The organism is Kineococcus arenarius subsp. arenarius, from assembly GCF_050871845.1.
Lineage (GTDB): Bacteria > Actinomycetota > Actinomycetes > Actinomycetales > Kineococcaceae > Kineococcus.
The window spans coordinates 1-13,315 of the sequence record NZ_JBJLSE010000107.1; the positions used below are offsets into that span (position 1 = coordinate 1).

The 13,315-nt window shown below is 71.2% G+C and carries 14 protein-coding genes; 4 read left to right on the forward strand and 10 right to left on the reverse strand.

From position 1 onward, the window contains the following. Nucleotides 1-326 precede the first annotated feature (326 nt). Entirely contained in the window at nucleotides 327-728 is a 402-nt protein-coding gene (locus ACRYM0_RS18000; RefSeq protein ID WP_432507216.1) for a hypothetical protein, read from the forward strand. A 119-nt stretch (nucleotides 729-847) separates the two neighbouring features. Here the strand turns inward: ACRYM0_RS18000 and ACRYM0_RS18005 are convergent, their stop codons facing one another. Beyond that, on the reverse strand, nucleotides 848-2,062 hold the full coding sequence (locus tag ACRYM0_RS18005; protein WP_432507218.1) for a hypothetical protein: 1,215 nt from the start codon (nucleotides 2,060-2,062) through the stop codon (nucleotides 848-850). A gap of 269 nt (nucleotides 2,063-2,331) precedes the next feature. Here ACRYM0_RS18005 and ACRYM0_RS18010 point away from each other — a divergent pair, with 269 nt between their 5' ends. Continuing rightward, entirely contained in the window at nucleotides 2,332-2,874 is a 543-nt protein-coding gene (locus ACRYM0_RS18010; protein WP_432507219.1) for a hypothetical protein, read from the forward strand. Nucleotides 2,875-3,081: 207 nt separating this feature from the next. On the opposite strand, the gene ACRYM0_RS18015 is transcribed toward ACRYM0_RS18010, so the two are convergent. Together ACRYM0_RS18015 and ACRYM0_RS18020 are read right to left on the reverse strand one after the other, a co-directional pair. Continuing rightward, nucleotides 3,082-3,756 (reverse strand): hypothetical protein, encoded by a 675-nt coding sequence (locus tag ACRYM0_RS18015; RefSeq protein ID WP_432507220.1) that lies wholly within the window; start codon nucleotides 3,754-3,756, stop codon nucleotides 3,082-3,084. Between the two features lie 46 nt (nucleotides 3,757-3,802). Further along, entirely contained in the window at nucleotides 3,803-4,273 is a 471-nt protein-coding gene (locus tag ACRYM0_RS18020; protein ID WP_432507221.1) for a helix-turn-helix domain-containing protein, read from the reverse strand. A 560-nt stretch (nucleotides 4,274-4,833) separates the two neighbouring features. On the opposite strand from ACRYM0_RS18020, the gene ACRYM0_RS18025 reads away from it, so the two are divergent. Further along, the gene (locus tag ACRYM0_RS18025) at nucleotides 4,834-5,520 is read left to right on the forward strand and encodes a DUF6226 family protein (protein WP_432507222.1); all 687 of its coding nucleotides are present in this window, start codon (nucleotides 4,834-4,836) and stop codon (nucleotides 5,518-5,520) included. 402 nt (nucleotides 5,521-5,922) lie between these two features. Here ACRYM0_RS18025 and ACRYM0_RS18030 read toward each other — a convergent pair whose 3' ends face one another. From ACRYM0_RS18030 to ACRYM0_RS18060, 7 genes are all read right to left on the reverse strand, one after another. Next, on the reverse strand, nucleotides 5,923-6,315 hold the full coding sequence (locus ACRYM0_RS18030) for a hypothetical protein (RefSeq protein ID WP_432485694.1): 393 nt from the start codon (nucleotides 6,313-6,315) through the stop codon (nucleotides 5,923-5,925). Continuing rightward, nucleotides 6,315-7,091: a ParA family protein gene (locus ACRYM0_RS18035; protein ID WP_432485693.1), complete on the reverse strand. Its 777-nt coding sequence runs from the start codon at nucleotides 7,089-7,091 to the stop codon at nucleotides 6,315-6,317. Before ACRYM0_RS18035 ends, ACRYM0_RS18030 begins: the two co-directional genes overlap by 1 nt. Before the next feature lie 82 nt (nucleotides 7,092-7,173). After that, the gene (locus ACRYM0_RS18040; RefSeq protein WP_432507223.1) at nucleotides 7,174-7,485 is read right to left on the reverse strand and encodes a helix-turn-helix domain-containing protein; all 312 of its coding nucleotides are present in this window, start codon (nucleotides 7,483-7,485) and stop codon (nucleotides 7,174-7,176) included. After that, nucleotides 7,482-8,426 (reverse strand): replication initiation protein, encoded by a 945-nt coding sequence (locus tag ACRYM0_RS18045; RefSeq protein ID WP_432507224.1) that lies wholly within the window; start codon nucleotides 8,424-8,426, stop codon nucleotides 7,482-7,484. The genes ACRYM0_RS18040 and ACRYM0_RS18045 overlap by 4 nt, the downstream gene beginning before the upstream one ends. 259 nt (nucleotides 8,427-8,685) lie before the next feature. Then, entirely contained in the window at nucleotides 8,686-10,764 is a 2,079-nt protein-coding gene (locus tag ACRYM0_RS18050; RefSeq protein WP_432507225.1) for a GGDEF domain-containing protein, read from the reverse strand. A 279-nt stretch (nucleotides 10,765-11,043) separates the two neighbouring features. Beyond that, nucleotides 11,044-11,496: a DMP19 family protein gene (locus ACRYM0_RS18055; RefSeq protein ID WP_432507226.1), complete on the reverse strand. Its 453-nt coding sequence runs from the start codon at nucleotides 11,494-11,496 to the stop codon at nucleotides 11,044-11,046. A 142-nt stretch (nucleotides 11,497-11,638) separates the two neighbouring features. After that, nucleotides 11,639-12,190 carry a Uma2 family endonuclease gene (locus tag ACRYM0_RS18060; RefSeq protein ID WP_432507227.1) on the reverse strand — a complete coding sequence of 184 codons (552 nt, stop codon included), beginning with the start codon at nucleotides 12,188-12,190 and terminating at the stop codon, nucleotides 11,639-11,641. Nucleotides 12,191-12,883: 693 nt separating this feature from the next. On the opposite strand from ACRYM0_RS18060, the gene ACRYM0_RS18065 reads away from it, so the two are divergent. Next, nucleotides 12,884-13,231 carry a hypothetical protein gene (locus ACRYM0_RS18065; protein ID WP_432507228.1) on the forward strand — a complete coding sequence of 116 codons (348 nt, stop codon included), beginning with the start codon at nucleotides 12,884-12,886 and terminating at the stop codon, nucleotides 13,229-13,231. The last annotated feature ends 84 nt before the right edge of the window (nucleotides 13,232-13,315 follow it).

Below are 13,315 nucleotides of genomic sequence, written 5' to 3' on the forward strand. Positions count from 1 at the left end.
CACCGAGGGCAGACCGGAGGGCGTCAACCCCTGAGTCAGTCGAAGATCCAGAACGGTCATGAGGGTGCCTCCACGTTGAGGACTCGAGCCCATCTGGGCTCAGACCGGAGGTTAGCCCCCGATCACCTACATATCATCGCGATCCGATGGCAGTCACGGCGGGTCTACGACTTCACGGTCATCCCGCCGTCCGGCCGGTGTGACCGTCTCAAGAACGGTCGGCTGTGGGACGCGAGACACCGTTGTGGAGAACCTCCAAGGCCACTGACCGGTGCCCGGCCCCGCACCCGGTCCCGCGCAGAAGTGGCGTGCGCGAGGGTGCATGCATGAGTGATGCCAGGCGACTGATCACCTCCATCGATATCGACGAGGCGGCGGGACCGGAGTTCAACACCGACCGCCGCACGTCCATCTCGGCGCTGCTCGAGCTCGAGCTCACCGGTGGACGACGGCTGACCCTGCTCGACGACCGGGGCTGGTCCACCAGCGGCCCCAGCAGCATCTGGTCCTACGAGTCGCTGGAAGGTCTGGCGGAGACCGCGCGCACGGTCGTCGGACCCGATGAACCGCCCGAGGGACGCTCCCACGAGGAGGAGGCGGCGCTGCACTGGGCCCACCTGGCGGGCATCGCCCGGGCGCAGGGGGTGCGCATCGAGGCGGGCGAGCTGGCGGCGCTGCCGCACGACGTGGATGTCAGCCCCGCGGTCCGGGCACGGCTGACCCGCTGAGCTGAGCGGTGCGCGCACGCGCCGGGCTCCTCACCCACCGGCGGCGTCGAGGTCCACGACCAGCTCGTAGGCGCCGCGCCGGGCCGTGCAGGCGAGGACCTGGCGCACAGGGGCGTAGCTCACATGTCCAGGACACCGTCGCGGGCCTGCTCCGCGGGCGGGATCCGGTCAGTGGTCAGGTCCTCCATCAGCCCGATGTCGGCGTACTCGGGATACGCCTTGCGCCCCACCTCGTCGAACAGCTCGACCCGCCGGCGAAGCACCAGACCCGGCCGTGAGGTGTGCCTGAAGGTCCACTCCAGCCGTGTATCGGGCCACCGGCCCACCAGGCGGCCGCGCACGAGGTCGCCGCCGTCCAGGCCGTGCGCACCGCCCAGCCCCAGCCGCGAAGCGCTCATGCTCGCGAACTCGGCCAGCACCCGCTGCAGGTACGAGTCGGTCTCCACCGGCCGCGGCACCACCGGCCAGCACCCGGCGCTGATGTCGACGTCCTCCAGCGCGGCCAGCGGCACCTCCCGCCCACCGGGTACCCGCCGATCGCGCAGGACGCTCACCGCGCCGGGCCGGTGCACGCGCCACGGCCAGGACCCGGTGCGCAACGGCGCGTACCCCCGCGTCACATCGAACGCCACGCGCTCTCGCTGCCTCACCGCCTCGGGCGAGGGGTCGGCGTCCACAGGGCCGTCGAGCAGGTCGACCGCGGCCTGCACCACCCCCGGTGCCTGTGCGGGCGCGTCGGCGGCCGAGACCTTCGCCGGTGGCTGCTGCCCCCACGGCAGGCGCAGCCACCGGCTGCTCCAGCGCACCCAGGACTCCTGCGGGAAGCCGGTGGGCTCCAGCGTCCAGGGCGCGCGTTCGACCCGCACCCAGGCCGCCTGGTGCGTGGCGTACACCTCCCCGACCCGGGCGTCGGTCTGCACCGGCGTGCACGTGCCGTCGGGCGCCACATGCAGCAGCTCGTCCCACTCGTAAGGCTTTTCCGGCTCCGGGTCGCCGGGCCCGATGCGTTGCGGGGGCTCGGGCGGCCTCACGCACCACGCCCCGCCGGGTCCGGCAGCGGCCAGCAGCGACGTCTTCGTCCACGTCGCGTGCTGCACACCGTCCGGCCCCACGCGCAGCAAAGGACCGCCCTGCCCGTTCTCCTGCACCCACAGGCCGTCGTCGGCGGCGATCATCCGCCGGAAGGCGCCCAGCTGCTGCGGTGCCGGCTCCTGCCCCCAGGACACCACCTGCCGCACCCGCCCGTCGTCGGGGTCCACCACGACCGCGACCGGGTGCACCCGGTCCACCACCCACAACCCCGACGACAGCTCGAAGACCCGATCCGCCCGCAACCGCCGCACCCAACGATCATCACCCGGCAGCGACCCGATCGGTAGGCCCCCAGCTAAGGGGAGGACCGCGCGGTCGCAGTGCCTTGAGGGCGCCGTCGCTGTCTCACAAACGATCATGGTGAGACGGGCCAAATACCTGCCTTGCCAGGGGTTAGGATTTAGGCGAGTCGAAGGGGTTGACGACTATCAGCAGCTCTGCGACGATAAGTGGGCAGGCAGGGATTGAGTTTAAGCATTCCCCTTGGAACCCAACTATCTGAGAGGCTCCCATGCTGCACATCACCCTGGGCGACCGCCGCCCCGTCGACTACCCCAACGAGGACGAACTCGGCCGCGACTATGTCGGCTACGCCCCCGACATGTCCCCCGACGATCTGTACACCGCCAACCGCGGATGCTGGGTCTTCGGGGAGCGCGCCAACGAAGAGCGCTACGCCCTGTTCAGCTACAAGGGCATCGTGCGCATGGCAGTGGCCATCGACACCATCGAGCCCGTTTCCAATGCGCACCGCAGCAACCGCAGCGCCATCGTCGGCAAGGTGCTGCAAGACGGTGACCGCGTCCATGACGTCTACGTTGGCGGCCCCTCGCCCATCACCGGCGTGCGTAACCCCGTTACCTACGTCCCCGACCCCCGCTTCGACGGGCGGGTGTGCTCCTGCGGCTGTGGCACGCAGATCGCTCGAGGCGACTGGGTGACTGGCCACGACCAGAAGGCCTTGCACAAGCGCATCGCCCAGATCGGCACGGTGAAGCAGTTCATCGAGTGGTTCGACGCCCACGCTCCTCAGCCTGCCGGGGCGCCCCGCTAGGCAGATGCGCTGGCGTTGAGGGCACGGTTGGGGACGGTGGAAGCGCTCTCGGCCCCACCCTCAGCATCCTGCTATGCAGGTGCTCTGCTAACTCAAGGAAGCAGTGTCGTAGGCGAGGCACGTTGAGCGTCCTGAACGCCAGCGCTCTTGTGGTGCTCGAGCAGGCCTACTACCAGGGGGTAGGTGCTTCCGGTCAGCGACTGCTCCTTAGCTCTTAGCCGCCTCGTCGGCAGGTCCAGCAGTCCCCAGGTCGACTTCAGCAGCGGGAAGGGCCACGCCATGCCGCTGACAGAGTCGATGAGCGAGCCCGCCCATATCGGCCTCGACCAGCGCCTTGATCGCGCCAAGCTTGCCCTGTTCCCAATCGGCTTCCTCATGCTTCTTGCGGTACTCGACCTCATCGACCAAGCGCCGGTCGAGCAGCGCGGGGTCACGCTCGTCGAGGAGTTGGAGAAGCTCGTCCGGCGTCCAAACCTCGAAGGGCATCTCCGCCGGCACATCCCACTCCAGCAACCTCTTGTCGCTGGTTAGCAGGTAGCTCGCACCACCGTGCGCGGCCGCGGCGACCACATGGTGGTCGTGCTCGTCGCCTGGCGGACATGGCCACGACTTGGGGTCGTAGCCCACCACCTTGCCCTCGCGGAGGGTGGGATGGGTCACCAAGGCGTCCGCCCACTCGCCCAACGCCCGCTCCTGGATCGTGGGCTTCCTATCGCGAAGCGTGGCGATCGCCTCAGCCAAGACGTCCCAGCTCCACAGCACCTTGTAGGGAGGCTGAGTGATCTTCCTGTCCACGGTGAGGAGGACGACCCAGTCGCGCTGGGTCTTCTGGTGCAGCACCGTCGCATCGAGGAAGATGGACTGAGATGCACCAATCATCACCTACCGAGGGTAACCAGCCCCGCCTTGCGGCGGGGCTGGAACGGCCTCAGATGCCGAGAGAGTCGGCCCTCTCGCGCAACTGAGCGTACGACTGCCGCTGACGTTCGACCTCGTCCTGGCGGTAGGCCAGGACGCTGTCGAGGAAGACCCGACGGTGCCGGCCGACCTGGCGGAAGTGCAGCTTCCCTGCATCAAGAAGCTTGACCAGCGTGGGCCGTGAGACGCCCAAGAGGTTGGCTGCCTCGGTGGTGGTGAGCTCGCGTGCCACGGAGCTGACCGCAGCCCCCTGGCCTCGCTCGAGGATCGCGGCGATGTCGCCGAGCAGTCGTTCGACCTCGATAGGCACCTCCACGCTCTTCCCGGTCGAACGCTGAACGATGACGAAGTCCGACTCTGATCCCTCAGACCGGCTGAGGAGAGCTTCCTTAAGCAAGGCAGCATCCTTCTGCGCCTGCTCGTCAGGGAAGACGGCCTCGGTGGTTGAAGTCGGTGCCAGCACTGCGGTGGTCGGGCTCATGGCTCCTGCACCTCTACCTGTCCTCTAGATGCTCGTCGCCCCCACGACGGCGAGCTGCACTGGTGGCGCCGCTGCCTGCATGTGGTCGATCCACGGGCCTGGTGCCTACCGAGCGACCCCCATCATGCGGGTCTAACTGCTCTAAGTGCAACCCGGAACCAGATAGTCCACTCATCGGCATCGAGCTGCTCGTCTTGAGCGAAAGATGCTGCCGTACGTCATGCAGCCTGCAGCACCCACTGAGGGACGTCGAGTGAGCAAGTGCAGCCCTCACTGGCGATAAGAAGCTGGGCGGGCGGCCCCGTCTCCCAAGGTAGCGCTTCTGGGATGCCAGCGGGGGCGTCGGGCAGGTCTCCGAGAGTCGTCGAGCAGGGGTGGCCCATACGTAGCGCTGCTTGACATCCAGCCGGAAAGTTGGGATAATCTCCAGCGCAACCCCGGAGTGGCCCACGGCCGCCGGGGTTTCGTTGTCTCCAGAGCCGGTGAGCACCTGCCGCAGGCCGCCGCGGACCGCCTCGAGGCGCTGCCCCCGGCAGCAGCGGCGCCCTACGGTCACCGGTGTGGACGAGGACAGCATCCGCACCGCGCTTCAGGCCGCCTTCGCCGTCACCGGCGCCGGCACCCCCGGCTGGCCCGACCCGCACCCCGACGCCGACCGGGAGATCGACCCGGCCGAGTACTCGCGCTGCCTGGACCCCGGCAAGTACCGCATCCTGGCTGCCCGCGCCAGGGCCTGGATGCAGGCCCTGAGCGAGCTGGACCTGGCCGAGGTGGAAGCGATCGAGCCCACCGAGGCCGCCTCGGCCTGGCGCCAGGGCGCGTCCCAGACCCACTCCCCAGCCCACTCCCCCACCCACGCGCCCACCCGCACGCACCGCCTGCGCCCGCACCACCCCGGCGCGCTGCCGCTGCTGATCGACGTGCACGGCTTCGACGGGCTTAAGGACAACGCCGTCACCCTGGGCGCCGGCGAGCCCGCCGTGCTGCTGACCCACGTGCCGGTGTGCGGGTGCGACGCCTGCGACGACGGCTCCACGCTCCTGCTGGAGGAGCTCGACGACGCCGTCCTGGACGTCATCACCGGCGCCTTCACCCACGTGGACACCCCGCACGGCGCCGTGCAGGGCGGGCGAGGTGGCTGGCAGGCCGAAGGAGGCGCCGGGAACCTCGACGTCGAGCAACTGCTCGAGCAAGCCCGCACCGGCCGCTGCCCGCACCCGGCCGTGCACGGCACCCGCTGGTGGTGAGCACCGCGACTGCAGCCCTCGCACCCCTGTAGCCCTGCAGTAGGCGCGAGGCGGCAGCTGAGCAGGCCACAGCAGTCAGAAGCAGCGATCAGAAGCAGTAGGGCCACAGCGGTCAGAAGCAGCGGTCAGGCCGCAGTGGCCGCGGGTCGGGCCCGGTGCGGCGTCTGGCGACCCATCCCCCAGGCCACCAGACGCGACACCGCGATCCCCCATGAGCCCGTCTCGCCACCGCAGATCCCCCCCGGACCACGACGCGAGCCCCCCGGGCCCGGTGATCACATCGTGGCGGCCTGCAGAGCGTTACGGCCGGCGCTGCAGGTGATGAAGAAGTCGACGTCGACTGCTGAGGGGAAGTCGGCAAGCTGACATGCATACATGTATGCATGTCAGCTTGCCGACAAGTCAGCCGCTGTGGCGCTCCATGTACTCGTGCAACGCAGCAGCGGTCAGGGCCTGTAGGGATACCTCGTGCTCGGCGGCCCACTGCTTGACCTGCCGACGCAGAGCGGGGTCCATCCGCACGCTGAACATCGGCAGCGAGGCGGCCCGGACAGCACTACTGGGTCCTGCGTCGCCCTGCTCGTTGCTTGCTTGGTTAGAGCTGAGCCGCTCGGCTTCCACCGGTGCCTGTTCCGTCCTCGCCACTGCTGCGAGAACAGGTGTCGTACTGGTGGCCTCGTCGGTGCTGACGGCCTCGGGCGTGGCCGACTCGGCCGGGCGCACAGTGGATGGCGCGATCGGGTGTGGGCCGCTGGGTGCCTTGCGCAGTGCGCCCTTGGGGGCGGGCTTGGGCATCAGGCCTGCACCTCCAGCACACGCAGGTCCAGCACCCGCTGGGCCAAGGCGTCGTAGACCTCGGTGACTGCCTTGGCATCGGCGCCGTAGTCGGCGACCGAGGCGGCCGCTCCCATAGCGGCAGCCACCACTGCACGGGCGGGCACGTACGGCTCCCACACGTCAGCGCCGTACGCCTCGGCGACCTCGGCCACGCGCAGCGCCGACTCGTTGGTGCGGGACTGGTGGTTGATCACGATGCCGGCCAGCTGCAGGCGCCGGTTGTAGTGCTCGGCGACCACGTCACGGGTGCGCAGCACGTTCTCCACCCCGCGCAGGCTGGCCGCGGACGGCTCGGTGACCACCACGACGTGAGTGGCGGCGACGAAGCCGAGCACGACCAGCCGGCCGATGCTGGGGGGGCAGTCGATCAGAACCGCGTCGTAGCCGGCCAGGCCGTCCAGGGCCTTGGCCAGACGGAACTCGCTGCCTGGGCTCAGGTCCGTCTCACGCTCGGCCAAGTCCAAGGTGGAGCCGATGACGTCGATGCCCTCGCCCCACGCGGAGGGCTGGATGGCTTCGGTGGCGATGCCGCGGCTGTCGGCGTAGATGACGTCGTTGACGTTGCGCACGTCGGCCAGCGGGTCCAGACCCAGCCACTGCGTCAGGTCGGCCTGAGGGTCCAGGTCCACACACAGCACCCGCCGCCCCTGCCGCTGCAAGGCAGCGGCGATGCCCACGACGGTGGAGGTCTTACCCACCCCGCCCTTCTGGTTGGTGAACGCCACAGTCAGCATGCAGGCATGTCTACATGCTGACTTGCAGGCATGTAAGCAGGCGCGCCGAGGAGCAGGCAGGGGTAAGAGAGGCTAAGACCGCTCAGGAGGCGGCCTGCTGCTCCTCGCGCTGGTCCTCGTTCGCCGACGGCTCAGGCATCTCGCCGTAGCGGCGGGCGTCGTGCAGCAGGCGGCCCACGGTGCCGGTGGAGCAGCCCATCGCCTCGGCGATCTCGAGGTAGGAAGCGCCGGCCACACGCAGCTCGACGGCCTGGGCGCGGCGGACGGCGGCCCGGCTCAGGAAGTCCTGGCGCGGCTCGGCCACCAGGCGGCGCACCGTGCGCGGGGAGACGCCGTACTTCTCCGCCGCCTCGCGGGCGGTCATCTTCCGGCGCCCCGGTTGCTGGGCGCTCACAGCAGGTCCTTGGCCATCTGTGCTGCCGTCACCTTCCGCCGTGCATCTTGGGCCTTGATGACAGTACGTCGGCGAGCTTCCTGCTGCGCCGGCGTGTTGGCCCGCCCACCCTTGGCCCCGCCCTTCTTGCCGCCGTTGCTGCCGCGCTGAGCCTGCACCGCGCGGAAGCCGGCCTCGTCGAAGGAGCGGCGCCAGACCCATCGTGCAACGGACTGCGCGGTCTGGGCCACCTCCGCGGCCGGCAGAGGTACGGCGAACTCGGGGTTGACGTTGGCGGCGAAGGCGGCGACGACCTCCTCCCACTCCAGCCGGTCGCTGTAGCGGCGCCGGGCGCGGTAGGCCCACATGCGCAGCCGGTTGAACAGGGCGCAGTTGCGGCTGAAGCCGGAGGCGTCCACCATCCGCCGCGGCAGGGTGCGCGGCATCAGCTCACCCAGGCCCTTGGCCAGCTCGCCCAGCTCGTACGGGTGCCCGGTGCCCCAGGTGGTCACCCAGTCGTCGTGGACCGGGTTCTTCGTCAGCAGCCCGGCGTAGCCGACGTCACCGTCTAGGGAGCGGCGAAGGCCCTCTTCGACCTTGGCGGCGAAGCGCATCGGCTCCAGACGGGCGGCGTCGGTGCGCACCACGGGGGTCTTCAGCACCCAGCCCACGTGCCCGCGCCCGGTGGGGGACTCCGCGATCCAGGAGGGCATCGGGTGCGTCATGGGGCGGGTCAGGGCCCGCAGGACGGTGTCGTCGTGGTCGACGTCGATGACCAGCATCGACAGCAGCGCCTTGGGGGAGTGCTCCAGGTAGCGCCTGGCCAGCGCATCACCGCGGCTCTGGCGCCAGCAGCCGCGGCTCAGGTCGTCGGTGGCCAGCGGCCGGCGCGGGGACCAAGCCTCGGTCCATGCCTGGGCGTCCAGCAGCGCGTCCGTGCGCATGTGGCGGGCCTCTGGCATGGCGCACACCGTGCCAGCGTGATCACACTCATTCGGGTGGGACACGCCGACGGCCGCTGAAAATTATTCACGTAGGCCGACTGGGAGAGCCTACTCAGGTAGTTCAGCTCTGCCCGGTCCTCAGCCCCTGATCAACCCTCCCGTCGGCACCCAGCCACAGACAGGCGCGTTCTTCGATGCCGCGTTGCCCCGCCCCCTGGCGTGCCCCTGTGCCGACCACGCGGTCAGCCCGCCACCCCAGTGCCTTGTCGCACGCCCCTTAGCCTCGCCCTCCGGTATCGGCGGGTTCGGTGAGGTCGGTGGCGATGACGCTGACGTCGCGGCCAGTGCTCTTGCCCCGGTACAGGGCGCGGTCGGCGGCGGCCAGGACGTCGTCGACGTCCTGGCCGGGCTGCCACTGGGCGATGCCGATGGTGCAGGTCTGCGCGTGGGGCACGGAGGCGCGCACCCTGTCGGCCACGGCGACGGCGTCGGTGGCGGTGCAGCCGGGCAGAGCCATGGCGAACTCCTCCCCGCCCCAGCGGGCCAGGGTGTCCACGTCGCGTAGGTGCCCGGCTGCGGCGGCCGCGAAGTCGCGCAGCAGGGCGTCGCCGGCCAGGTGCCCGCAGGTGTCGTTGTAGCGCTTGAAGTGGTCCAGGTCGATCAGGGCGAACGTCAGCGGCAGCCCGTGGCGGGCGGCGCGGGCGATCTCGGCGGTGGCGGTCTCGTCCCAGCGCATGCGGTTGGCTAGCCCGGTCAGCGCATCGCGCCCGACCGCGCCGGCCAGGCGCACCAGCAGGTCGCCGCGCTCAATGGCGGCGCCGGCCTCGGAGGCCAGGGTCTGCAGCATCGCCGGCAGGTGCTGCTGCAGGGCGGCCACGGGGCGGTGCCAGGCCAGGGCGAGCACGCCGATGGCCTGTTCGGCACCGGTGTGCACCGGCTGCCAGGCGGCCGCGGCGATCCGCAGGCCCTGCACCACCCGCTGGGAGGTGCCGGCGTGCTCGGCCACGTCGCCGACGAAGACCAGCTCGTGGCCGCGGAAGGCGCGCACGGTCAGCGAGGGCTCACCGTCCAGGCTGAAGGTGACCGGGGGCACCTGCGGGCCGTCCGGGCTCGCGGCGGCCGCGGTGGTGACCAGGTTGCCGCACCCGTCGGGCTCGAGCAGGTACGCCATGTCCGCCCCGGAGACCTGCCGGGCGGCGGCGCAGATGTCGGCGCGCACGTCGTCGGAGGTGTACAGCTGGCGGGCCACAGCGGCCAGGACCTCCACGTGCGCGGTGCGCTCGTCGGCCTCGGCGGCCTGGCGGCGCACCCGGTGCAGCAGCACCTCGCGCTCGTCGCGCCCCAGCGCTAGCGTCACCCCGATCACGGCGACCAGCCCGACGAAGGCCTGCACCACCAGTGCGCGGGTGGAGTCGGAGGCCACGAAGGCGAACGGGCCGTGCCCGGACAGGGTGAAGAGCACCGCGGCCACGCCGACGGCGAAGTCGTGCACCACCACGATCGCGGTGTCGAAGCGCAGCGCGGCCCACACCGTCAGCGCGATCAGCGGGAAGGCGATCGGCAGGGTCTCCAGCACGTGGAAGACCAGCAGGTACCCGGCCACCGAGGCGGCCAGCAGCACCGCCAGTTCCACGCGGCGGGCGCCGTGCAGGTGCTGGAAGGGCAGCGCGACCGGCTCGCGCGAGCCGGCCCGCTCGGCCGCGCGGGCTCGCTCGCGCGCGGCGATCAGGTAGCCCACCCGCAGCCCCAGCCCCATGATCAGCACGACGCTGACGGTGTTGCGGGTCATCCACACCGCGGTCGTCAGCGCCGACCAGTGCCCGGTGAGCACCCCGACCGCGGTCGGCCCGAACAGCGCCCCGGCCCCGGTGGCCGCCAGCGCGGCCAGCAGCATCCGCGCCAGCTGGCGGGTGCCCGTCAGCGGCTGCGTGCCGCCCGCGCCCCACAGCGACGGCTCCCAGCGGTGCAGCAGGGCGTGGAAGACGGCCACCTGCACCACGTTGGCGGCCACGAAGCACAGCGAGAGCAGCGCGGAGGCGCCGGTGAGCGCGTTGACCGTGAAGGTGATCGACCCCAGCGCCGCGTAGTCCACGTACCGGGTGCCGGCGCCGCGCTGCACGGCGAACCACAAGGTCGCCACCCCCGCGGCCGGCCACACCAGGCTCAGGCTGGTGCCGTCCATCACCGTCAGCCGGCCCAGGAAGACCGCCACCGTGAAGACGGCCGCGAAGGCCGCGCTGCGCGCCCAGGCCGCACCCGATGCGCGCCCGTCGGCGCGCTGCGAGAGCCAGGAAGGCCAGGAGGGCCAGGAGGAGCGCGCTGGAGGCGCCGGTCGGTGCTGCGCGTCGCTGGTCACCGGGCACCACCCTCTCCCAGCCCCACCGTGGCGCTGACCTCCCGCACGGATCGGATCAACACCCCGGTGGGTTGAGCGCTGTGACACCCCCGGTCCTCACCACCCCCCCGGTTGGCGCAGTCCCACCAGCAGCTCAGTCGGCTGGTGCACCGGTGCGAGGCGCGCTGTTGCTCTCCAGGCGCACGCGTACGAGGCGCGGGTACCGCGCTCGTCCCAGCGGGAGGTGGCGTGCTGCGCGCCCTGCGGGCGGTGGTGTCGGGGTGGGGTGGGGGGTGAGGCTCAGCGCAGCGGCGCGAAGGTGTGCGGGGTCTCGTTGATCAGTGAGCGTGCGGCGCGGGCCAGGGCTGCGTCGTCGATGGTGTAGGTGGCGTCGATGCGCACCTCGGCCTCGTCCCAGCGGGCCGCGGCCTGCTGCTCGGGCAGGGCGGCCAGCTCGGCGACCAGCTGCTCGTGCTCGCGCTGGGCCTGCTCGATCAAGGCGGCGGTGATGGGCAGGGCCAGGGCGCGGTAGGCCTGCAGCACCCAGGGCAGGGGGTAGTTCAGCTCGTCGTCGTAGGCGTCGAGGGTGCCGAGCAGGCCGGCGTTCATGACCATGCCGTGGAAGGTCAGCACCAGGTGCAAGGCAGCGTCGCCGTCGTAGTCGGGTGCGGTGACCAGCTCCGGCTGGCAGGCGCGGTTCCAGATCGCCTCGAAGATCGCGTCGCTGACCGGGCTGCTGACGGGATCGCTCACGCCTTCGACCGTAGCCGGACCCGACCAGTCACGGCCGGGCCCGGCCGTGCCCATCCGGGTGCTGGCGCCCGGTGTGCGGGAGGTGCGGGGCGCGGCAGGGGCCTGCTGGTGGCGGTGGGGTGGTGCTGGGGGTGGGGGTAGGTCAGGAGCGGCCGTGGCCGAGCAGGTCGTTGGGCACGACGGTGAAGGCGGGGTGCACCTGGCTGGCGGGGATGCTCAGGGGCGTGTGGCCGATGGCGGTGCCGGCGCTGAGCCAGGTGGCGCCGTTGTTGACCAGCCACTCCAGGTGCACTTGCTGCTCGGCGGTCAGGTACGCCTCGAGCAGCACCGGCAGGTGGGCCTTGAGGTACTCGGAGCGCTTCTCGTTCATCTCGGCCAGCGTGTTGCCCGGTGACCACACCTCCACCGCCGCGCGGGGCAGCTCGGTGCACACGGAGTCCTCGTTCAAGGCGGGTCCGTTGACCAGGACGTCGGGGATGCGCCCGGTGAGGACAGTGCCGTCGGGGGCCAGGTTGATGGCCCAGTTGCCGGGGGCGGCGGCGTAAGTGTTCGGCCACTGGTCTTCGAACTCCAGCGCCAGGCGCTGGGCGATGCGGTGGTGGGGGTTGCCGCCGACCTTCTTGACCACGAGCTCCCCGTCGACGACTTCGATGCGTTCGCCCACGCCGGCTGTCGCGGAGGTCCAGGTGTCCACCGGGACTCCTAGACGCGCAGCGCTCAGGCTCATGTGCGCCAGCGTAGCTAGGGCCGGGTGTGCCCGGTCGGGGCTGGAAAGGGTCCGGAAAGGGGCCCGCGCCGAGCGGCGCACCGCAGGGCCCTGACCCGGTTCCGACTGGCTCTGTCGTGCTCTGGATCGCGGTGGTGGCGGCTGGCGGGGGAGGAGTTGGCGAAGCTGCACGGTCCGGGTGTGCAGCGGCCCAGCGGCCGCTCGGCTTCGAAGATGCAAGAGGTGTGACCGGTCAGCGGCTGCGTGAGCGCTGCGGCAGGTCGTCGGTGGTGTGGGTGGTGCTCGTCTGCGCGGTCGCGGGTGCGGCGCTGGGGCGCCGCACCCGCTGCAGCCCTGCGGGCTGCGCCGTCGCGCTGAGCGCGACGGGACGCGGCGCAGCGCGCCGCGTTCGAGTTCAGCCGGGCCAGCGGTCGGGCGGCTCGCTCAGGTGACGGTGCATCGCCGACCCCGGCGTGGCGACGACCACGACCACGACAACGACTGCGCCCACCACAACGGCGCTGCAGCCCTGGCGGGCTGCGCCGGCGCGCTGGGCGCACCGGCACGGGGGCGTCGTGCTGTGCCGGTGACCGCGGAAAGTCGGGTGCGCTGGTGGAGGCGTTTCCGCGTGTCGTCAGGGTGCCTTGACGGCTTGCTGAGTCGTCAAGGAGTCTTGACGACATGGTGGATGAGGTGGCGGACAGCGTGGTGGACACGGCGACGGGGGTGGGTGTGGTGGGCGGCGGAGGTGAGGTGCGGTGGGTGCTGGATGAGCTGGTGGGTTCGGCGGCGGATCTGGCGCAGCGCTGGGACGCGCAGCGTGCGTTGGTGCAGGCGCGTGACGTCACCGATGACGCGGACGGCTACCTGCCGGACGACCTGCTGGTGCTGCGCGAGTTGCTCGAGCGGTTGCCGGCGGCGGTGGTCGGCGAGCTGCGTGCGCAGGGGGCCAGCTGGGCGGAGGTGGGGGCGGTGCTGCGCACGTCCAAGCAGGCCGCGCACGAGCGCTACGGGCGCGAGGGGCGCTGACCGCGACCGCTGGGTACGGGCGCTGGCTGTGGGGTGCCCGGCGCACGCTGTGGTGGGCTCGCGCCCTGGGGGGCACGAGCCCAC

Excerpts from the sequence above, each read along its gene's own strand:
- ACRYM0_RS18000 (WP_432507216.1), top strand. The coding sequence starts at position 327 with ATGAGTGATGCCAGGCGACTGATCACCTCCATCGATATCGACGAGGCG.
- ACRYM0_RS18065 (WP_432507228.1), top strand. The coding sequence starts at position 12,884 with ATGGTGGATGAGGTGGCGGACAGCGTGGTGGACACGGCGACGGGGGTG.
- ACRYM0_RS18020 (WP_432507221.1), bottom strand. The coding sequence starts at position 4,273 with ATGAGCCCGACCACCGCAGTGCTGGCACCGACTTCAACCACCGAGGCC.
- ACRYM0_RS18010 (WP_432507219.1), top strand. The coding sequence starts at position 2,332 with ATGCTGCACATCACCCTGGGCGACCGCCGCCCCGTCGACTACCCCAAC.
- ACRYM0_RS18045 (WP_432507224.1), bottom strand. The coding sequence starts at position 8,426 with ATGCCAGAGGCCCGCCACATGCGCACGGACGCGCTGCTGGACGCCCAG.
- ACRYM0_RS18035 (WP_432485693.1), bottom strand. The coding sequence starts at position 7,091 with ATGCTGACTGTGGCGTTCACCAACCAGAAGGGCGGGGTGGGTAAGACC.
- ACRYM0_RS18030 (WP_432485694.1), bottom strand. The coding sequence starts at position 6,315 with ATGCCCAAGCCCGCCCCCAAGGGCGCACTGCGCAAGGCACCCAGCGGC.